At 57.9% G+C, this 20,485-nt stretch carries 16 protein-coding genes; 9 read left to right on the plus strand and 7 right to left on the minus strand.

The features are described from left to right. Positions 1-24: 24 nt before the first annotated feature. The gene (locus ACGK9W_RS12675; protein ID WP_405417059.1) at positions 25-1,278 is read left to right on the plus strand and encodes an OmpP1/FadL family transporter; all 1,254 of its coding nucleotides are present in this window, start codon (positions 25-27) and stop codon (positions 1,276-1,278) included. 48 nt (positions 1,279-1,326) lie between these two features. On the opposite strand, the gene ACGK9W_RS12680 is transcribed toward ACGK9W_RS12675, so the two are convergent. Next, positions 1,327-2,262, minus strand: coding sequence for a D-2-hydroxyacid dehydrogenase (locus ACGK9W_RS12680; RefSeq protein WP_008175345.1), 936 nt, complete (start codon positions 2,260-2,262; stop codon positions 1,327-1,329). Between the two features lie 93 nt (positions 2,263-2,355). Between ACGK9W_RS12680 and tmpT the strand changes: the two genes are divergently transcribed. From tmpT to ACGK9W_RS12705, 5 genes are all read left to right on the plus strand, one after another. After that, positions 2,356-3,009 (plus strand): thiopurine S-methyltransferase, encoded by a 654-nt coding sequence (gene tmpT / locus ACGK9W_RS12685; protein ID WP_008175346.1) that lies wholly within the window; start codon positions 2,356-2,358, stop codon positions 3,007-3,009. A 385-nt stretch (positions 3,010-3,394) separates the two neighbouring features. Continuing rightward, on the plus strand, positions 3,395-5,317 hold the full coding sequence (locus ACGK9W_RS12690; RefSeq protein WP_008175348.1) for a PrkA family serine protein kinase: 1,923 nt from the start codon (positions 3,395-3,397) through the stop codon (positions 5,315-5,317). 39 nt (positions 5,318-5,356) lie between these two features. Next, complete coding sequence (locus ACGK9W_RS12695) at positions 5,357-6,646, plus strand: YeaH/YhbH family protein (protein ID WP_206748289.1); 1,290 nt, start codon at positions 5,357-5,359, stop codon at positions 6,644-6,646. Next, positions 6,643-8,202: a SpoVR family protein gene (locus ACGK9W_RS12700; protein WP_338354517.1), complete on the plus strand. Its 1,560-nt coding sequence runs from the start codon at positions 6,643-6,645 to the stop codon at positions 8,200-8,202. The genes ACGK9W_RS12695 and ACGK9W_RS12700 overlap by 4 nt, the downstream gene beginning before the upstream one ends. Before the next feature lie 440 nt (positions 8,203-8,642). Further along, the gene (locus tag ACGK9W_RS12705; protein WP_338354518.1) at positions 8,643-10,130 is read left to right on the plus strand and encodes an alkaline phosphatase D family protein; all 1,488 of its coding nucleotides are present in this window, start codon (positions 8,643-8,645) and stop codon (positions 10,128-10,130) included. Here the strand turns inward: ACGK9W_RS12705 and ACGK9W_RS12710 are convergent, their stop codons facing one another. From ACGK9W_RS12710 to ACGK9W_RS12730, 5 genes are all read right to left on the minus strand, one after another. Beyond that, the gene (locus ACGK9W_RS12710; RefSeq protein WP_008175355.1) at positions 10,131-11,489 is read right to left on the minus strand and encodes a TrpB-like pyridoxal phosphate-dependent enzyme; all 1,359 of its coding nucleotides are present in this window, start codon (positions 11,487-11,489) and stop codon (positions 10,131-10,133) included. It lies immediately after the preceding gene. Between the two features lie 38 nt (positions 11,490-11,527). Next, positions 11,528-13,603 (minus strand): TonB-dependent receptor, encoded by a 2,076-nt coding sequence (locus ACGK9W_RS12715; RefSeq protein ID WP_288366583.1) that lies wholly within the window; start codon positions 13,601-13,603, stop codon positions 11,528-11,530. Positions 13,604-13,704: 101 nt separating this feature from the next. Further along, the gene (locus ACGK9W_RS12720) at positions 13,705-14,442 is read right to left on the minus strand and encodes an LrgB family protein (protein ID WP_008175357.1); all 738 of its coding nucleotides are present in this window, start codon (positions 14,440-14,442) and stop codon (positions 13,705-13,707) included. Further along, positions 14,435-14,815 (minus strand): CidA/LrgA family protein, encoded by a 381-nt coding sequence (locus tag ACGK9W_RS12725; protein ID WP_008175358.1) that lies wholly within the window; start codon positions 14,813-14,815, stop codon positions 14,435-14,437. The genes ACGK9W_RS12720 and ACGK9W_RS12725 overlap by 8 nt, the downstream gene beginning before the upstream one ends. 15 nt (positions 14,816-14,830) lie before the next feature. Beyond that, positions 14,831-15,715: a bile acid:sodium symporter family protein gene (locus ACGK9W_RS12730; RefSeq protein ID WP_008175359.1), complete on the minus strand. Its 885-nt coding sequence runs from the start codon at positions 15,713-15,715 to the stop codon at positions 14,831-14,833. Between the two features lie 216 nt (positions 15,716-15,931). Between ACGK9W_RS12730 and ACGK9W_RS12735 the strand changes: the two genes are divergently transcribed. After that, positions 15,932-17,401: a wax ester/triacylglycerol synthase family O-acyltransferase gene (locus tag ACGK9W_RS12735; protein WP_008175360.1), complete on the plus strand. Its 1,470-nt coding sequence runs from the start codon at positions 15,932-15,934 to the stop codon at positions 17,399-17,401. A gap of 12 nt (positions 17,402-17,413) precedes the next feature. On the opposite strand, the gene ACGK9W_RS12740 is transcribed toward ACGK9W_RS12735, so the two are convergent. After that, the gene (locus ACGK9W_RS12740) at positions 17,414-18,040 is read right to left on the minus strand and encodes a TetR family transcriptional regulator (RefSeq protein ID WP_014578194.1); all 627 of its coding nucleotides are present in this window, start codon (positions 18,038-18,040) and stop codon (positions 17,414-17,416) included. Positions 18,041-18,236: 196 nt separating this feature from the next. Between ACGK9W_RS12740 and ACGK9W_RS12745 the strand changes: the two genes are divergently transcribed. Together ACGK9W_RS12745 and ACGK9W_RS12750 are read left to right on the plus strand one after the other, a co-directional pair. Further along, positions 18,237-19,340, plus strand: coding sequence for a ferredoxin reductase (locus tag ACGK9W_RS12745; RefSeq protein WP_104270710.1), 1,104 nt, complete (start codon positions 18,237-18,239; stop codon positions 19,338-19,340). Between the two features lie 54 nt (positions 19,341-19,394). Beyond that, positions 19,395-20,468 (plus strand): acyl-CoA desaturase, encoded by a 1,074-nt coding sequence (locus ACGK9W_RS12750; protein WP_008175363.1) that lies wholly within the window; start codon positions 19,395-19,397, stop codon positions 20,466-20,468. The last annotated feature ends 17 nt before the right edge of the window (positions 20,469-20,485 follow it).

Consider the following 20,485-nt stretch of genomic DNA (forward strand, 5'->3'; position numbering starts at 1 on the left):
TATTTTCTGACCAGGTATTTTCTTATGCGAATCAAACTTGCTCTGGGCGTTGCTGCACTTACCGCCTTCTCACCGATGACTGCCCTGGCCACCAACGGCTATTTCAGTCACGGCTACGGCACCATCAGCAAAGGCATGGCCGGCGCAGGCACTGCGCTGTCCCAGGACAGCATTGCAGCGGCAACCAACCCGGCCGGTATGGCTTTTGTCGGGAACCGGATTGACGGTGGGTTCGAAGTTTTTTCGCCCCGGCGGGAATACACCGTAGAGGGTCCAGTCTCTCCTCCCCCTGCGTTCTCATTGCAGCCGGGCACATACAAAAGCAGCCGCAACGGTTTCGTTATCCCCCACCTGGGCTTTAATCGGGAACTTTCCGACACCACACGTTTCGGGGTTTCAGTGTATGCCAATCGTGGCATGAACACCGACTACTCTGGTGAAAGTGGCGGGCCTTTCTATGCAGGCCGTACCGGCGTAAACCTCGAACAGCTTTTTATTGCCCCGACCTGGTCCTGGGAGTTCTCCGACAACCAGGCCTTCGGCATTTCACCAGTCATTGCCTACCAGCGCTTCGAAGCTGAAGGCCTGCAGAGCTTCGCGCCATTCTCATCAGACCCGGGCGCGCTTTCCAACAACGGCACCGACGATGCCTGGGGCTACGGTTACCAGATCGGCTGGCAAGGTGAAATCACCGACACCCTCCGCGGCGGCCTGAGCTGGCGCAACATTCTGAAGATGAACGAATTCGACAAATACCGCGGCCTTTTTGCGGAACAGGGCGACTTCGACATTCGCCAGATGTTCAACGCGGGCATCGCCTGGTCCGGACTTGAAAACCACTGGTTCCTGCTGGATATCCAACACATCCGTTACAGCGAGATCAACAGCGTGGGCAACCCGCTGCTGCCCAATCTGCAGACCGCACAGCTTGGCGATGATAACGGCGCAGGCTTTGGCTGGGACGACATGACCATCGTCAAGCTGGGTTGGCAGTGGCAGCAAACACCGGCGCATGCCTGGCGGGCCGGCGTCAGCTATGGAGAGAATCCTATCTCCGACGAAGATGTGCTGTTCAACATCCTGGCGCCGGGCGTTCAGGAGTGGCACTTGACTGGCGGATTCACCCACAGCTTCACCGAAAACCTCGATGTCTCTGGCATGGCCTTTTACTCCCCGGCCAAGACAGTGACCGGACCCAACCCACTGGCACCGAACCAGACCATTGATCTGGAAATGTACCAGCTGGGTGCCTCGGTGAGCGTGGGCTGGAAATACTGATCTCCCAAGGCCAGTCTGCAAAGCCCCGGATCTTCCGGGGCTTTCCTGTTACAGCACAGATTTCAGATTGACAGCGGTGATGCCGACGATCCTCTGCCGCGCTTCCCGACTGGCCCAGGCCGAGTGCGGGGTCATAATCAGATTGGGAATATCGTCCGCCAGCAAAGGGTTGCCGTTGCGGGGCGGTTCCTCGGTCAACACATCGAAACCGGCACCGCCGATCTCACCGGCGCGCAGCGCGTCCGCAAGCGCCTGTTCGTTTACCAGGCCTCCGCGGCTGGTGTTGATGAGCAACGAGTCGGGCTTCATCATTTTCAGTTCGCGGGCACCGATCAGATCCCGGGTCTCGTCGGTCAGCAGGCAGTGCAGCGAGAGCACGTCTGCCTGGGGTAGCAATTCGTCCAGTGGAATTCGCGAATAGCCATCGACCACACCCGGTTCCTGCCCGGGCCGAGCTCCAAGAAGAACCTTCATACCAAAGGCCGCAGCCCGCTCCGCCACGCCCTGCCCCAGATCACCGTAACCGACAATACCAAGAGTGCGCCCCTCCAGTTCCATGATCGGATGATCCATCAGGCAGAACATGTCACTTTTGCCCCATCGCCCTGCCTGGACATCGCGGGTGTAATCCAGAAGCCGAGTGGCCAGTGCCAGCATCAACGCCATGGTGTGCTGCGCCACCGTTGAGCGGCCGTAGTTGGTCACGTTCATGACCTTGATGCCGTGATCCTTCGCCGCCGCCTGATCGATGTTATTCAATCCGGTCGCCACCACGGCGATGGTCTTGAGTTCGGGGCAGGCCTCGAAATGCTCACGGGTGAGCACTACTTTATTGACCAGCACGGTATCGAACCCCCGGATGCGTTCCAGGATCTGATCCGGCGTGGTCCGATCATACTTTTCCAACCCGCCGGTCACCGACTCGATGGGCGAGAGATCCACATCGTCGCCAAGAGTTTTGGCATCAAGAAACACAGCTTTCATACTTTTCTCCTGAATCCAGATGGCCACAGATTAGGGTAGACTTGGTTAAACGTCCAAAACTCAACATGTCCAAGCACGAACAGGGTATGAACCATGGAACATGAATTCTGGCACGAACGCTGGGCCAAAAAAGAAATCGGTTTCCACGAGGGCACGGTTAACCAGTATCTCCACGACCATTGGCCGGAACTGGCTGGCAAAGGCACCGACGCCGTTTTCGTGCCCCTCTGCGGCAAAGCCCACGACATGTGGTGGCTCCACGACCGCGGCCATCCGATCATCGGTGTAGAGCTGAGCGAACTGGCCTGCAAGGACTTCTTCGAAGAAGCCGGCGAGAAAGCCAAAGTTCACCCCGGCGAACCCTTCATAACCTTCAAACACGACAACCTGCAGCTCTGGTGCGGCGACTTCTTCCAACTGGTTCCGGAAGACCTCAAACACGTTCGACTGGTCTACGACCGGGCCGCCCTGATCGCCCTGCCGCCCCACATGCGCAGAGACTACGTAAACCACCTTACCGCCATAATCCCCGACGGCACCAGAATCCTGCTCATCACCCTGGACTACGACACCGAAATCAAGGGCCCGCCGTTCAACGTCAGTGACGAGGAAGTGCGGGAACTTTACCAGGACGACTATAAAATCGAGCACATCCTGACCAATACCCTGGCCAAGGATCATCCGTTTACAAAGAGAAAAGGCCTGGAAAACGCATCTGAAAGCGTCTTCCGTTTAACCAAACTCTAGCTTCCCGGGGCATCCCCCCGGAGGCCTGATCGGAGTGTATCGGGTGGCTTTCTGACAACGAATTTGATGTCTGAGCGAAGCGAGTTGCCAATTCGTTGTCAGAAAGCCACCCGGTGCACTCCAGCCCCCTCCGCCAGAAGGCTACAAAACCAACACACCCGCCTAACATAATTTAATGAACCTTAACCACTCACACACTGTCCAACTCCCGAACCGTGAACTAAGCTCAAAGTAAGCAAGCCGACCTCGACAAGATCGTGCACAGGCTTGTAAGTATCCATTCCTTCCACCCATAACTAACTAAACCGCCCGGACGGGCGGAACTGACTGCAACGGGGAAATTGCGTGAACTGAAAGCTGAAGATACAGCGAGCGAGGGCGATCTATGAGCATACTGCAGCACTTCAAAGACCGGTATGAGAGTACTCAGGAAGAAGAATACAGTCTTGAGGAATACCTGGAGATCTGCAAAAAGGACCCAACGGCCTACGCCACGGCCGCTGAGAGAATGTTAATTGCCATCGGCGAGCCAGAGTTCGTCGACACCTCGAAAGATCCGAGGCTTTCAAGGATATTTTCCAACAAGGTCATCAAGCGGTACCCCGAGTTTTCCGAGTTCTATGGCATGGAAGACGCCGTAGAAAACATCGTCTCCTTCTTCCGCCATGCTGCCCAGGGCCTGGAAGAAAAGAAACAGATTCTTTACCTGCTTGGTCCCGTGGGCGGTGGTAAATCCTCCCTCGCGGAAAAGCTCAAGTCACTGATGCAAAAAGTGCCCTTCTACGCCATCAAGGGCTCGCCAGTGAACGAATCTCCACTTGGCCTGTTCGATCCGGCCGAAGACGCCCAGATTCTGGAAGAAGAATACGGCATCCCCGCTCGCTACCTGAAAAACATCATGTCGCCCTGGGCCGTTAAACGGCTGCACGAATTCGGCGGCGACATCAGCCAGTTCCGCGTTGTGAAAATGTATCCGTCGGTACTCGACCAGGTCGCTGTCTCCAAAACCGAACCCGGGGACGACAACAACCAGGACATTTCCGCCCTCGTGGGCAAGGTCAACATCCGCATGCTGGAGGATTTCTCCCAGGATGATCCGGATGCGTACAGCTTCAGCGGTGGCCTGTGTAAGGCCAACCAGGGCCTGATGGAGTTCGTGGAGATGTTCAAGGCTCCCATCAAGGTCCTGCATCCGTTGCTGACCGCGACCCAGGAAGGCAACTACAACACCACCGAAGGCATGGGCTCGGTGCCCTTTGATGGCGTGATCCTGGCCCACTCCAACGAATCAGAGTGGCAGACCTTCCGCAACAACAAACACAACGAGGCGTTCCTTGACCGGGTCTATATCGTCAAGGTGCCCTACTGTGTTCGGGTTACGGAAGAAATCGAGATCTACAAGAAACTGCTGAGCAACAGCTCCCTGGAAGGTGCTCCCTGCGCGCCCGACACTTTGGATATGCTGGCCCAGTTCTCCGTGCTGTCGCGCATCAAGGAGCCGGAAAACTCCAGCATCTTCTCCAAGATGCGGGTTTATGACGGCCAGAACATCAAGGACACGGACCCGAAAGCCAAATCGATCCAGGAGTACCGTGACGCCGCCGGCGTGATGGAAGGTATGGATGGGCTCTCCACACGTTTCGCCTTCAAGATCCTGTCCAAGGTGTTCAATTTCGACACCACTGAAGTGGCCGCCAACCCGGTGCATCTGCTCTACGTTCTTGAAAAACAGATCGAACAGGAGCAGTTCCCTGCTGAAACTCACGAGAAGTATCTCCGGTTCATCAAGGAATTCCTGGCACCGCACTATGTGCAGTTTATCGGCAAGGAAATCCAGACCGCATACCTCGAGAGCTACAGCGAATACGGCCAGAACCTGTTCGACCGTTATGTCACCTATGCCGATTTCTGGATTCAGGATCAGGAATACCGGGATCCGGATACCGGCGAGATCCTCGACCGCTCCTCAATCAACGAAGAGCTGGAAAAAATCGAGAAACCGGCGGGCATTTCCAACCCGAAGGATTTCCGCAACGAAGTGGTCAACTTCGTCCTGCGGGCCCGGGCGAACAACGGTGGCAAGAATCCGTCCTGGCTCAGCTACGAGAAACTGCGCGCCGTGATCGAGAAGAAAATGTTCTCGAACACCGAGGATCTGTTGCCTGTGATTTCTTTCAACCCGAAAGCGAGTCAGGAAGATCAGAACAAGCACAAGCAGTTCGTCGAGCGTATGGTCGACCGAGGCTACACGGAGAAGCAGGTGCGGCTGTTGGCTGAATGGTACCTGCGGGTTCGCAAGTCTCACTAAGTCAGTGACCATTCACTGAGCTGGAGTAACGCCATGGGAATGACCCACATAGTCGACCGGCGACTGAACGGTAAGAACAAGAGCGCAGTGAACCGTGAACGGTTCCTGCGCCGTTACCGACACCACATCAAACGTGCGGTGTCGGATGCTGTTCAGAAACGCTCGATCACCGATATAGAGCGGGGCGAGAAAGTCAGTATTCCGTCTCGCGACATTGAAGAACCCATCTTTCACCATGGCCAGGGCGGCAAGCGGGAGATGGTGCATCCGGGCAACCAGGAGTTTGTGGCCGGTGACACCATTCCCAAGCCCGATGGTGGTGGGGGCCAGGGCTCCGGGCAGGGGCAGGCCAGCCCGGACGGCGAAGGCATGGATGAGTTCGCTTTCCAGATTACCCAGGAAGAATTCCTGGATTTTCTGTTCGACGATCTCGAACTGCCGAACCTGGCCCGCAAGAAACTCAAGGATACCGAAGCGTTCAAATATGTCCGCTCTGGCTTCAGCACCGATGGGGTGCCGGCCAAGCTGGATGTAGTACGCTCATTGCGCGGGGCCCACGCGCGCAGGCTGGGCCTTGGAGGGGCGCGCAAGAAGAAGATCCGGGATCTGGAAAAGCAGCTTGAAGCGCTGAAATCGGCGCCAGAGGATCTGGACCCGGCGTTCAGCCATGAGGATCAGATCCAGGTACTCGAGGAGGAAATCGCGCGACTGAAAGCAAACGTTCGCCGCATTCCCTTCATTGATGAAATCGACCTGCGCTATCGCCAGCACCTGAAAAAACCGCAGCCGGCCACCAGCGCCGTGATGTTTTGCCTGATGGATGTATCCGGATCCATGACCCAGATGCACAAGGACATCGCCAAGCGGTTTTTCATCCTGCTGTACCTGTTCCTCAAGAAGAACTACAAGAAGATCGAAGTGGTCTTCATCCGGCACCACACCAGCGCCAAGGAAGTGGACGAGGAAGAGTTCTTCTATTCGCGGGAAACCGGGGGCACGATTGTCTCCAGCGCCCTCAAGCTGATGCACAAGATTATTGAGTCCCGTTATTCCCCGGCTGAATGGAACATCTACGCAGCGCAGGCGTCCGACGGTGATAACTGGAACGATGACTCGCCGGTGTGCGGCAAGATCCTGGCCGACAATATCCTGCCACTGGTGCAGTACTTTGCCTATGTGGAAATCACGCCGCAGGACCATCAGATGCTCTGGTATGAATACGAGAAGATCCAGGAGCAATTCCCCCAGAGCTTTGCCCTGCAGCAGATCGCCGACCCCGGTGAAATTTACCCGGTATTCCGCCAGCTGTTCGAGAGGAAAGCCGCATGACTAACCTCATGGACCGACCCAATCCGCCCGAAAGCGATCAGCCCAGGGCCCGGGAGCCGATCTCCACGGGCTCTGAGTGGACCTTCGAGCTGATCCAGGAATACGATGACGAGATTGCCAAGTGCGCCGCCGAGTTCGGCCTGGACACCTACCCGAACCAAATCGAGGTGATCAGCGCCGAGCAGATGATGGACGCCTACAGCTCCGTGGGCATGCCGGTTGGCTACCATCACTGGTCCTTCGGCAAACAGTTTCTCAGCACATCCAAGGGCTATCAGCGCGGCCAGATGGGCCTGGCCTACGAGATCGTGATCAACTCCAATCCCTGCATCGCCTACCTGATGGAGGAAAACACCCTGCCGATGCAGGCGCTGGTTATTGCCCATGCCTCTTATGGCCACAACTCCTTCTTCAAGGGTAACTACCTGTTCCGCACCTGGACCGACGCCAGCGCGATCATCGATTACCTGGTGTTTGCCCGTCATTACGTGGCGGAGTGCGAGGAGCGCTATGGCGTGGACGCCGTGGAGGAGATCCTGGATTCCTGCCACGCCCTCATGAACTATGGGGTAGACCGCTACAAGCGGCCAGCCCCGATATCGGCGTCGGAAGAAGTGCGGCGCCAGAAAGAGCGGGAAGAATACCAGCAGAGGCGCATCAACGATCTCTGGCGGACAATACCGAAGCTTGACGAGGACGATGACCCGGTAAGGCGTCGCAAACGCTATCCAGAAGAGCCCCAGGAAAACATTCTCTACTTCATCGAGAAGAACTCGCCCCTGCTGGAAACCTGGCAACGGGAAATCATCCGCATCGTGCGGAAGCTTGGGCAGTACTTCTATCCCCAGCGCCAGACCCAGGTCATGAATGAAGGCTGGGCCACCTTCTGGCACTACACCCTGCTGCATCGCATGTACGACAAGGGGCTGGTGACCGACGGCTTCATGCTCGAGTTTCTCCAGAGCCACTCGGCGGTGGTGTACCAGCCGCCATTCAACAGCCCGTGGTATTCGGGCATTAACCCATACACCCTGGGATTCTCCATCTTTACGGATCTGCGCAGGATCTGCGAGAACCCGACAGACGAAGACCGTGAGTGGTTCCCGGACATCGCCGGCAGCGACTGGCTGGAAACCCTTCATTTTGCGATGAAGAACTTCAAGGACGAGAGCTTCATCCAGCAGTTCCTCTCCCCCAAGGTAATGCGGGATCTGAAACTTTTCGCAATCCAGAATGATGACCAGGAAGACGTGTACCGGGTAACCGCCATCCACGATGACCCCGGCTACCGGGACCTGCGAGAGAAACTGGCGCGCCAGTACAACCTCAGCTATCGCGAACCCAACATCCAGGTATGGAATGTGGATGTGCGCGGCGATCGCTCACTGACCCTGCGCCATATTCCCGTGGACCGCGTCCCCCTGGGCAAGGAAACTGATGAAGTCCTGCGGCACGTGCACCGGTTGTGGGGCTTTGATGTGCACCTCGAGAGCGTGGACGATGGCACGGTTGTGGAAGACCACCACTGCCCGCCAAGAGAACTTGAGGAGGACTGAATCTGGAGCCAGATGGCAAATTCGGGCCGGTACTGGCCGGCCCAATTTTACGTCATTCCGCGCCGGACTCTATTGTTCTGTGGCTGGTAACCAGCGAACAGTCAGAGTTCGCAATTCAGGTATTCAAAGGCACAGAGCTCCTGCTGGATCGTCCGTTAGCCGATTCAGAGTTTTCACGACTCAGAATTGGTACCCGAGCCTGGCTGAACCTGCTGACCATTACGCCTGAGGCTACTCTCCCAAAGGACACCCGGCTGGAATACGACCTGGGGCTCACCGCCGAAGGCTCAGAGGCTTGCCAGTGGATCCGGACGTGGGCTCCACATCTCTGCCCCGAGGGCCGGGAGAGGCCAGGCTTTACCCTGAAATCCAGGCTGGACCGAATACTCCACGGCTCTTGCCGAAGACCCCACCACCCCTCTCCTGATGGGCTGGTTCGAGTGGATGAAGAACTGCAGAAGGCACAGAAGCTTGAGGACGTTCCGTCTCTGCTACTTATGACCGGCGACCAGGTTTACGCCGATGATGTGGCCGGCCCGATGTTACATGCCATCCAGTGTGTCATTCACCAACTGGGCCTTTACCAGGAGGTACTGGAAGGCGCCTCGCTTTCGCACAGCAAGGAACTGACTTCGGTGGCGAATGCCTATTACCACCGGGATGAACTGCTGCCGGAATCCGAATTCAATGAAGACCTGACCGAGCGCTTCTTCGGTGGCGTCCGCAAACCGGTGTTCACCACGGCCAATGCGGGCAATCACCTGATTTCCTTTGCCGAGGTGATGGCCATGTATCTGCTGGTCTGGTCCCCGGAACCCTGGGCGTGTGTGACCAGTGCTGAACCGGTCGATGACCCGGACGAGCTGGCGCGCTATCGGAAAGAACAGGCCGCCATCAACGAGTTCCGCAAGAGCCTTCCGCAGGCAGCGCGGGCCATGGCCAACGTGCCCGTCTATATGATCTTTGACGATCATGACGTGACGGACGACTGGAATCTCTCCGCGCTCTGGGAAACCACCGCTTACGAACACCCCTTTTCCCGGCGCATTATTGGCAATGCCCTGCTGGGCTATCTTTTGTGCCAGGGCTGGGGCAACCAGCCTGGCAATTTCGGCCAACTGATCGAACAGTGTCAGAGGCTGTTCGAGTCCAGCAACGGGCAACACGAGCTGGATACGGCCATTCAGGATGATCTGATCGACCAGCTGTTCCACTTTCAACACTGGCACTTCAGCCTGCCAACATCACCCAGACTGGTGGTGCTGGACACCCGCACCCATCGCTGGCGGAGCGAAATCCGGCGCAGTCACCCCTCCGGACTGATGGACTGGGAATCACTGACCGATTTTCAACACGAAATCATGGGCGAGGATGCCGTCGTGGTGGTTTCGCCGGCGCCAATGTTCGGGGTAAAGCTCATCGAGATGATCCAGCGGGTGTTTACCTTCTTTGGCAAGCCGCTGTTGGTGGATGCTGAAAACTGGATGGCGCATCGGGGCGCGGCCAGTGTGCTACTGAATATCTTCGGCCACCCCCGAACGCCCAGACACTTCGTGATTCTCTCAGGCGATGTTCACTATTCGTTTGCCTACGATGTGAGGGTGCGCCACAAACAGAACGGTCCCCGCGTCTGGCAGATCACCAGTAGCGGCATCAAGAACGAATTCCCCAACGCCCTGCTGGAATGGCTGGACCGGCTCAATCGCTGGCTGTTCGCACCCTGGTCGCCCCTTAACTGGTTCACCAAGAGACGGCGCATGTGGATTTCCCCCAGGCTACCCGAGGGCCGCGAGGCCGGCGAGCGACTGTGGAACGGCGCGGGCATCGGAGACGTGCGACTGGATGACGAGGGCGCACCCACCGCCATCCGACAACTGGATGCCGGCGGCGGGGGTACGATTTTCAAACAGCGGGCGAAAGACGACTGATCAGGCGTTGACCGAGGGCAGCCCGGACAGGGCCATGGCCAGTTCCTGTTCGTCGTACTCGTGGTCGCTCAGTTCACCGGCGAAGTAGGAGGTGTAGGCTGCCATATCAAAATGGCCATGACCGCAGAGGTTGAACAGGATCACCTCATCCTTGCCTTCCCGCTTGCAGCGCAGGGCTTCGTCAATGGCACCCTTGACCGCATGGTTGGCCTCCGGAGCCGGCACGATACCTTCGTTCCTCGCAAACAGAACGCCGGCCTCGAAGCACTCCCGCTGAGTGTAGGACACCGCATCAAACAGCCCCAGCTCCTTGGCATGTGAAACCAGGGGTGCCATACCGTGGTACCGCAGACCGCCGGCGTGGAAGCCCGGCGGTGTAAAGCCGGAGCCCAGGGTATGCATCTTGGTCAGCGGGGTCATGTGGGCAGTATCACCGTAATCGTAGGCGTACTTGCCCCGGGTCAGCGTGGGACAGGCCGAGGGCTCTACCGCCACAATCCGGGATTTCTCGCCGCCTCTCAGGGCGTGCCCCATAAACGGGAAAGCAATTCCGGCAAAGTTGGAACCACCGCCAGTACAACCCACAATCACATCGGGCCAGCAGTTCGCCATTTCCATCTGCTGCATGGCTTCCAGGCCGATGATGCTCTGGTGAAGCAACACATGGTTGAGAACCGAGCCCAGGGCATACTTGGTGTTCGGGTCCTTGACCGCCAGTTCCACCGCTTCGGAGATGGCGATGCCCAGACTACCATTGTGGTCCGGAGTCTCTGCCAGCACCTTGCGGCCAAACTCGGTCAGCTCCGAGGGCGAAGCCACACATTTGGCGCCGTAGGTTTCCATGACCGCTCGGCGATAGGGCTTCTGGTTGTAGGAAACCCTAACCTGGAACACCGTAACGTCGATATCGAACAGAGAGCCGGCAAAGGACAGCGATGTGCCCCACTGCCCTGCACCGGTTTCGGTGGTGAGGGTGCGGATGCCCGCTTCGCGGTTGTAGAAGGCCTGCGGAATCGCGGTGTTCGGCTTGTGGCTGCCGGCCGGGCTCACGCCTTCGTATTTGTAGAAAATCTTTGCCGGCGTGCCGAGGGCCTTCTCGAGGCGATGGGCCCGATAAAGCGGCGCCGGACGCCATAGGTTGTAGACATCACGCACCGGCTCAGGAATCTCTATTTCCCGTTCGGTGGTCACTTCCTGTTCGATCAGCGCCATCGGAAACAACGGTTCCAGATCCGATGGGCCCACCGGCTGCTGGGTACCCGGATGCAAGACGGCCGGCAGCGGCTCGGGGAGGTCCGCCTGCAGGTTGTACCAGTATTTCGGCATCTGGCTTTCTTCGAGAAGGAACTTGGTTTGCATGAATTAAAAATCCCTACTGTTTGTGTTGTTATCGCCCCTCAGAATACCCATTCCAGGCCCGCATAAAAAGTTCTTCCCGGGGCGGGTTCGAAATAGCCCCGGTCTTCCACAGGGCGGTTCGCATTGGCATTTATCCGCACGTTACTGAAGTAGTCCTGATCCAGCAGATTGCGGATCCCGGCATACAGGTTCAGGGCCTGATCCGCCATCCGTACTGAATCGCCGGCACGCATACCGACCAGCCAATAGTCACTCACCAGGGTCTGGTTGCTGTTTTCGGCGTAGAACTCGCCCACATACTGCCACTCCAGAGCCGCGAAACGACCGGCTGCACCGCGCCACTCCAGCTCGCTCACCCAGAGTTGCTCCGGCAGACCTGGAATAGCGTTGCCGCTGGCGTCGTTGCCCTGCTCATCCACAAAGTCCCTTAGCTCGTAATCCGCCAGGGTCAGCGCGCTGGTTACCCGCCAGGCGTACGAAAGGTCCCAGGCCAGACCCAGTTCAAAACCATTGCGACGGGTTTCGCCGGCGTTTTCGTAGAAGGTCTGATCGCCCACGTTAAAGGGCAGGATCTCGTCCTCCACCCGGATGGAGAACAGGGCCATGTCATAGCTGAGGCCACGGCCAAGCATGCCGCGCATACCCATCTCGCGATTCAATGCCTGCTGCGGCTCCAGCTCGGGATTGAAGCCGCCGCCATTCGGATTGGCAAACTCGGTAAAGGTGGGTGACTCGAACGTCGTACCGAGGGTGGCGTATACCTGGTGCGCCGGTGCCAGCTTGTAGCTGATACCGGCAACGCCGCTGTATTCCCGGAAAGTCCGGTTGCCCGAATCATCGTTACCGTCTTGCAGCCAGTCGTCGTCAATGGCCAGACGCAACCGGTCGAACCGCACGCCAAGGGAGACGTTGAGTGCGTCGCTCAGCGCCAGGTCGCCCTGGCCAAACACCGCCACATTGGTAGCACTCTGGTTTTCCGCCTGGGTCTGGCCGGTGATATCGCCATCGATAGACACCGAATAGCGGCGCCGGTCGTCGGACTGATGGTGAACATCCAGGCCGGTTACCCACACCAGAGGCAATCCGGCCAGCGTCGATTCCTGCTGATACTGGGAACTGATGCCGTAAAAGTGCCGGTCGTAGGCTATGCGGCTGCTTCCGGGAAACGGCAACTGCTGTGCGAAATCCCGGTGAGTGTAGAAGGTATCGAGGGTGAGTTGGCCGGGAAGGACGCCCGAGTCTTCAAATCTTACACCCAGGGTCTGCTGGTTCACGGTCTGGCTGCTGTCCAGCCTCTTGGCCAATGCGGTGGCCTGCTCCGGATCTTCTTCGGCCTGGGCCAGGGTGAGCCCACCCGGATCTTCGGATTTGGGGTTATGCAGCGCGTTGAATGTGGCGGTTATCCGCCGTCCAGAATCCAGATCCCGTGCCACACGGGCGTTGAACAGTGCTTTCTCTGCCTTGCTCTGCTCCCGGTGGCCATCAAAGGTCAGCCAGGAAAGCGTTGCTATGCCGCTGGTATCACCATCAACGCCATTTCCCTGTATCGCGGCCTTGCGATAGTCGTCACTGCCGCCATCGAGCCGCAGCCGACCGCCCTGGGGCAGCTCATCACCCAACGCAGTGGAAATATCAATCACACCGCCCGCGGCATTCCCATACTGAACGGAGGCAGGCCCCCGAATGACCTCGATTCGCTGGGCGGAATCCAGATCAATGGCATCGATCTGGGACTGGCCATCGGGCAGCGTGTAGGGGATACCATCCACCTGAATCCGGATACCCCGAATACCGAAGGGTGCTCTGGCACCAAATCCGCGAGTAGACAATCTGAGATTCTGGGCGAAGTTGTAGCGGTTCTGAAAAAACAGGCCCGGAACGGTATTGAGGGATTCATCCAGTTGCAGACGCTGCTGACCCTCACGGATATCGGGTGCGTTGATGACCGAGACTGCCGCGGGCGTTTCGTACAGATCCCGAACCAGTCTTGGTGACGTTACTTGAAGCACCAGCTCCTCATCGTTGTCCAATGACGACTGTGCAATCGCCGGAAGCGAGCTCGACATCCACACCGGTGACAGAACAAGCACTGCCAGGTAGTTATTCCTGCTCAAGGGGCCTCCTCAGGGTTCGCTTATCAAGGTTTCTCTTGATAACGGGTACGCCAGCGATGGGGAAATGGAGTTATCCCATTGAATCCATCGGAAGAGCCGGCTCAGGCGGGGATCCAGGCTTCAAGCAGATCGACCAGCCAGGGCACGAGCAAGGCGGTAGCGAAGGCGGAAAGCGCCATCGCAAGCCCGGAAAAAGCGCCCATCTGCGAACTTACCTGAAATGCCCGGGCGGTCCCGATACCGTGGGCCGCAACGCCCATGGCAATGCCCTTGGCGGTGTCATCGCGAACCCGGATCCATTCAAACAACTTGGTGCCCAGAACGGCGCCCGTAATACCCGTGATGACCACCAATACAGCAGTCAGCGACGGAAGCCCGCCGATTTTTTCGGAAATCCCCATGGCCACCGGTGCCGTTGCCGATTTCGGCGCCAGGGACATCTGGATCTCCGGGGACCCACCCAGAAGCCGAGCCAGGCCAATGGAGCTGCCGGCGGCGATGACAACGCCGCAGAAGAGCGAAATCGTTACCGGCAACCAGAGTTGTCGAAGCCTGGAAAACTGCTGATACAGGGGAACGGCCAACGCCACCGTCGCCGGTCCCAGCAGAAAGTGAACGAACTGACCGCCTTCAAAATAGTCACTGTAGGAGGTGCCGGTGGCCAGCAACAGGATGATGAGCATGGCCACCGATGTGACCACCGGATTGGCCAGCGGATTGGAGTTGGTTTTCAGGTACAGCCGGTAGGCCAGACCATAGGCCACCAGGGTAATGGTCAGTCCGAGGAGCGGGGACGTCGAAAGGTAGACCCAGATGTCTTTCAGACCCGGCTCATTCATCGCCGCCCTCCTTTTCGGCCAGCGGCTTTGCAAACCAGCGGGTGGTCACCTGCATGATCAGCGCGGTGGCGACCATGGTTATCACGGTACTTAACAGCAGCGCCAGGGTTATGGGGACCCACTCGTCGGCGATGCGGCCAAAATGCGCCATCATGCCCACGCCCGCCGGAACGAAAAGAAGCGAGAGATGACTGAGCAAGGCCGTGGACGCCTGATCGACAGACTCCGGCGCCTTGCCCCGTATCATCAAAGTTACGAACAGCATCACCATGCCAAGTACGGGCCCGGGGATGGGAACACCGAGCAAGCGAACTGTAATCTCCCCTATCAACTGGTAGACAAGCAGAAGGGTAATGCCGTTCAGGAACTGCATAACGCAGGACTCCAGTCAGTTTTTGCTCTGTACCGTCGAAATGGGAATGATGCTTCGACCATACATGGCGAGAACAAAGCCGATGGGGAACATCAGCACCCCGTAGACCGCAGCCGGGATCGACATGGCGCTGGATTCCAGCAGAGTCAGAGTGACCATGAGGGCAATGGTGCCGTTCTTTACACCCAGCTCCACCGCCACTGCCAGGGATTCCCGCTGGGTCAGACCCGCCATCCGGCCGGCCGCCAGGCCGAGACCAATACCGGCCAGATTCAACAGGATGGTTGCCGGCCCCGCCTGCTTCAGGAGCTCCCAGATCTGGTCGCGAACACCGTACACCAGCGCCACGATCAGCACCGCCAGCACGATACCGCCGAAGATACTCACAATGCTTTCTGCCTTGCGGGCAACCTCCGGCTTGCGGGTACGAACCACCATCCCGATGGCGACCGGGAAGAGCACGATGCCAATCAGCATGCCCACGGTTTTCCAGACCGGCAGCACAATGTCTTCCTCGGTTCCCATGTAGTACTGAAGGGCAATATTGGTAAACAGCGGCAGGGTAAGAATGGTGATCAGGCTGGCGCTGACGGTCAGTACTATGGAGAGGGCAATGTTCCCCCGCGAGAGCAGCACAAACAGATTCGAGGTGGTGCCTCCAGGGCAGGCAGCGATGATCACCAGTCCGACCGCTATGGCCGGCGGAACCGCCAGCAACGTGGCCAGCATGAAGGCGATGAGGGGCATGACGAGAATCTGGGCAATGGTGCCGACGATCATCCCTTTCGGATACACCGCCACCTGGCGGAAGTCTCGTATCGTCAGGGTCATGCCGATACCGATCATTATGATGAACAGAGCAATCGGCAGACCTGCCGAGATAAGCGGGCTGGATTCCACAACGCCTCCGGATGTTTTTGTTTTTACTGCAACCAACCGATGAAAAGTAGCACACACTCGCCTCTTTCGGGAGACTAAAACGGCAAACGTTTGAGGCGATAAAGCACTGCAAAACCGGGGAACTTTATGACCTGAAACATCGTGTCACGAAGCAGTTGCAAGTATACTTGCAGCAGATAACTAAAATACGTGGATACTGGTGGAGACGCACAAGGAATGAAACGCCTGGGAACGCTGGATGCCTCTTGGCTGGCCGTAGAATCTGAAGACACCCCCATGCATGTGGGCAACCTGCAGATCTTTTCGCTACCGGAGGGCGCCCCTGAAACCTTCCTCCGGGACATGGTGACCCGCATGAAGGAAACCGGCGATGTCGCGCCCCCCTGGGGTTTAAAGCTTGCCTGGTCCGGGCTGTTGGGTCGGGTACTGGCGCCGGGCTGGAAAGTCGACAAGAAAATCGATCTGGATTACCACGTGCGTCACTCGGCACTCCCGCGCCCCGGCGGTGAACGGGAACTGGGCATACTGGTATCGCGCCTGCACTCCAACCCCCTGGATTTTGCCCGCCCACTCTGGGAATGCCACGTTATCGAGGGCCTCGAGAACAACCGTTTTGCGCTCTACACCAAGATGCATCATTCCATGATTGATGGCATCAGTGGTGTACGCCTGATGCAACGGGTACTGACAACCGATCCCGACAAACGGGACATGCCGCCACCCTGGTCGGTTCGGCCGGAGCGCCGTCGCGGCAGCAAATCCGATTCCGAGGCCAGCGTGCCCGGTGCGGTTTCACAGGCCATGGATGCCCTGAAACTGCAGGCAGATATGGCACCGCGTCTGCTGCAGGCGGGCAACCGGCTGGTGCATTCGGTCCGCCACCCCGAGGACGGTCTGACGGCGCCGTTCACCGGGCCCGTCTCCAAGATCAATCATCGGGTCACCGGCCAGCGCCGGTTTGCCACCCAGCATTATCAGCTCGACAGGATCAAGGAACTTGCCCACGTTTCCGGCGCTTCCCTCAACGATATCGTTCTGTACCTGTGCGGAACTGCCCTCAGGCGTTTTCTGCTGGAACAGAATGAACTGCCGGACGCTCCCCTCACCGCCGGCATACCGGTCAACATCCGGCCGTCCGATGACGAAGGGACAGGCACCCAGATCAGTTTCATGATCTCTTCGCTTGCGACCGACGAAGCCGATCCGCTGACCCGCCTGCAAAACATCAAGGCGTCAACGCGAAGGGCCAAAGAGCATTTGCAGAAGCTGCCCAAAAGCGCGCTCACCCAGTACACCATGCTCCTGATGTCGCCTTATATACTGCAGCTGATGTCCGGCCTTGGCGGTCGCATGCGGCCGGTATTTAACGTTACGATCTCCAATGTGCCGGGGCCCCAGAGAACGCTTTACTACGAGGGCGCGAAACTGGAAGCCATGTACCCTGTCTCGCTGATTACTCACGGTGGCGCTTTGAACATCACCTGCCTGAGCTATGACGGTTCACTGAACTTCGGCTATACGGGCTGCAGGGATACCCTGCCAAGCATGCAGAGACTTGCGGTTTACACGGGTGAAGCACTGGACGAACTGGAAAGCCTGATTCTTCCGCCAAAGGCCAAACCGAAAGCTGTGGCCAAGCCCAGTGCGCCACGCAAACAGCCAACGAAAAAGAGTAAAGCGGACTGATACAACGGACAATCAGCCCGCGCTTTGCCAGTGAGCGGCGCCCACGAAAATCAGTTGCAGGAAGCGGGTGGTCCGCTTCCTGATCTGCTCGATCTGGTAGTCGTCGTCGGCGGATACGCCGAGCAGATCAGTCAGGCTGAAGGCGACACTGCGCACCACCAGGTCACAGGTCATGTCCAGATCCTGATCGGTCAGATGGTCCACCAGCCTCAACCTGCGCAGATCATTCGCAAGCTCACTGGCAAAGAAACGCATCTCGCTCCGGATACCTTCCTGCACTGCCCTGCTCTCACCGGCCAGCCCCTGGGCCATGAACAGAAAGAAACTCCGGTTGGCCTGCGCGTGGCTGATAAAGATGGCCACCGACTCTTCAATCAGTTTGTCCGCCTGCAACACATTCGCCCGGGCTTCTCGCATCATCCTGCGTAGCACCAGGCCCAGCTCATCCACAAGCTGCAACCCCAGATCGTCCATATTGCGGAAATGCCGGTAAAACGAGGTGGGCACCACGCCTGCCTGACGTGTCACCTCCCGGATACCAAGACTGGCGAAATGCCGGCCCTTGCCTACCAGGGTTAACGCCGCGGTCATCAGTTTCTCGCGGGTTTCACCGGGCTTTCTTCGCTGTTTTTCCGCCATCCTGTGCCCATACCGCCTGCCGTTAGCCAATGGTTCACAAGTGTACACATCCCAAAAAATAAAAGTACAGAATGCTTGTCATTTTGAGCCATTACGAGCTCAGCCGTTGTCAGTTTACGTAGTCGTGTGTACATTCGTACACATAAGTGAACACTTGTACACACGGACAGCGAAAAGCCTCAGGGAGGCAACGATCATGTTAGCGAAACAGACCCAGCAAAAAGCCCTTCACTGGCTCGGAAGGCAGCTATTCAACCGGGATGACCCGGAAGCGTTTTTTGACCCACTGCTGGAACGCATCAACCCCATGTGGGTACAAGAGTACACACCGGCCAGAGTGGAGCAGATCCTTTCTGAAACCGGGGACACCAAGACACTGGTTCTGAAACCGGCCAGGCGCTGGTCGGGCTTCCGCGCGGGCCAGCATGTGAACATCTGTGTTGAAGTGGATGGAGTACGCCGAAACCGTACGTTCAGCCTCTCGAGCTCACCCCTGCTCTGGCAGGAACAGGGACTGGTCACGCTGACCATCAAACGCCTTCCCGGCGGCCTGGTGACCAACTGGCTTCACGATCACCTGCAAACTGGGGCGGTAATCGGTCTGGGCGAAGCCTTTGGTGATTTTCTGATACCAGAACCGGCCCAACCGGTGCTGTTTATTGCCGGTGGCAGCGGCATCACGCCAGTGTTGAGCCAGCTTGAGACCATGGCGGCCCAGGATTACCGGGCACCGGTGACTCTGCTGTATTTCGTCAGAACCCGTGATGACGTTATTGCCCGGGAGAAACTGTTGGCCCTGAAGGCACGCTATAGCGCCCTCACGCTTAATATCATCGCCACCAACGAGTCCAGGGAACCCCGCTACCTGCGTGGCCAGGATCTGGACACAGTGCCAGGCATCAAGGCTCGGCAGGTCTATCTCTGCGGCCCCAAAGGCCTGATGGATCTGGCCCAGGGCCTCCTCTCCGAGAGAGGCTTTGCTGACGCGGATATCCACAGCACGTTCTTTTCAGTGCCAAGTGCCAACCTTGGAAACGAAACACTCGGTGGTGAGGTTCAGTTTGAGAGCAGCCAGATGATGGTCGATTCCGAGGGCGATGCCACCCTGCTGGAAATCGCCGAGGCCGCCGGACTGACACCGCGCCACGGATGCCGCATGGGCATCTGCCACCAGTGCAGTTGCCGGAAAACCACGGGTACCGTCATCAACCGTCTGACCGGCCAAACTTCCGGCCCCGGCGAGGAGACTGTCCAACTTTGTATCTCCGTTCCCCGCGGCCCGGTCTCACTCGACCTTTAAGAACCCACATCCGATTTTATTGCGGGGCCTGAGCGCACCGCAGGGAGTATGACCATGAAAAAGATGACCGAAGCGCAACTCGCAGAACTTGAAACCGATCTGAACGCGATCCGGGAGGAGGTTCTGGCGGACCTCGGAGAACGGGACGCACGTTACATCCGGAGAATGATCCGGCTGCACCGGAGTCTTGAGGCCGGTGGCCGGATCATGATGCCATTCGGCTTCCTTCCGCCGGTGTTCGTTGCTGCCACGGCAACCCTCGGCATTGCCAAGATCCTGGAAAATATGGAGATCGGTCACAATGTCATGCACGGCCAGTATGACTGGATGAACGACCCGAGCCTGAATTCCCAGACCTACGAGTGGGATACGGTCTGCACAGGTGACTCCTGGCGCCGTACCCATAACTATGAACATCACACCTACACCAACATCATCGGCAAGGACCGTGACTACGGCTACGCCGTCTTACGACTGACCGATGACGAGCCCTGGAAACCCTGGCACACGCTGCAGTTCATCAATTACATTCTGCTGAGCGTGTTCTTCCAATGGGGCGTGGGCCTGCACGAACTTGAAACCGAGAAGCTGCGAAGCCGGGAAATAAGCTGGCGGGAAAAACTGCCGTTCCTGAAGCAATTCGCCCGCAAGGGTGGCCGCCAGGCCTTCAAGGACTACGTTTTCTTCCCGCTGCTTACCTTTCCGGTGGCTCCGATTGTTCTGGCGGGGAATGTGGGCGCCAACCTGATCCGTAATCTCTGGTCATCCACGGTGATTTTTTGTGGCCACTTTACCCAGGATGCGGAAACCTTCACAGAGGAGGAATGCGAGGGCGAGAGCAAGGGCCACTGGTATTTGCGCCAGCTCACGGGGTCCTCAAACTTCACCGGGGGCCGCTGGCTTCATATTCTGAGCGGCCATCTTAGCTACCAGGTGGAACACCACGTGTTCCCGGACCTGCCCGCCCACCGGTATCCGGAGATTTCCGGGAAGGTACAGGCGGTGTGTCGAAAGCACGGCATTCACTACAACACCGGCAGTTTTGCCAAGCAGTACGGCACGGTAGTCAAACGCATACTCCGACATTCACTGCCGGAGAAGTTGATGGGAATGGCCAGAGCGGCCTGACAGGGCTGGAGCGGCCA

This window comes from Marinobacter flavimaris (assembly GCF_045057155.1).
GTDB classification, from domain to species: Bacteria; Pseudomonadota; Gammaproteobacteria; order Pseudomonadales; family Oleiphilaceae; genus Marinobacter; species Marinobacter manganoxydans.